At 66.3% G+C, this 810-nt stretch carries 1 protein-coding gene; it reads right to left on the bottom strand.

The window, feature by feature from the left end:
* Positions 1-810, bottom strand: an 810-nt coding sequence (locus tag SMD10_RS25485; protein WP_331688512.1) for an IS5 family transposase, incomplete at both ends; no start/stop codon positions are given.

Consider the following 810-nt stretch of genomic DNA (forward strand, 5'->3'; position numbering starts at 1 on the left):
GATGGCGGGAATGACGGTGGCGAGCGTGTGCCCGTCATAGGGCTTGCCCGGCAGCGCCTGGACGTGGGTGACGAACTGGCCGCCCTTGGAGCGCTTCAGCGTGGTGGCGACGGAGACCTTGACGCCGAACTCGTAAGGCCGGTGGGCCTTGCCCTTGCCGATGCATTCGACCTCGGGCGCATGCAGGCTGAACACCCTGAGATCGGCGTCTCTGGGCTGGTCCTTGATGCGGTTGAGATTGCGGTTGCCGGCATGAACCCTTCGGGCGAGCATGAGCTCGTGAGCCGTCGCCGCCTCCAGTTCGGGCTCGCCCTTGCTCTTCCTGACGATGTCGCGAATGACGCGGCCGAGATAGGTCTTGAGCGTGCGCAGCGCCTTGGCCGCGCGCTTGAACTGCTTGGCGTGGGCATAGCGCTGATGCTTCATCAGGGCGAACTTGCCGACCCGCTCATAGGACTGGCGCAACTCGATCCCCAGCCGCTTGGCCAGCCGCACCAGGCGCTCGCGCGAGCGCTGCATCAGCTTGGCATCGGTGGGGAACGTCACCGCCTTGGGCTGCACGGTCGTATCCACCACCGCCTTGGTGAAGTCGGCGGGCTTGGCTGCGCCGGTGCGCGTCGCCGTGGCCAGGCTCTCCTGAAGCAGCGCGTTCAGCTTGTCCTCGCCCATGCGCTGGCGCCAGCGCGTCATCGACGAGCGGTCGAAGGGCAGTCGATGGCGGAAGAACTCCTCGCCGCAGAAGAGCTGGAAGTACGGATTCTCCAGCCAGCGATCGCACAGCGCCTCGTCGGACAGGCCATGCATCGCCTT

This window comes from Consotaella aegiceratis (assembly GCF_036541425.1).
Classification (GTDB): Bacteria; Pseudomonadota; Alphaproteobacteria; order Rhizobiales; family Rhizobiaceae; genus Consotaella; species Consotaella aegiceratis.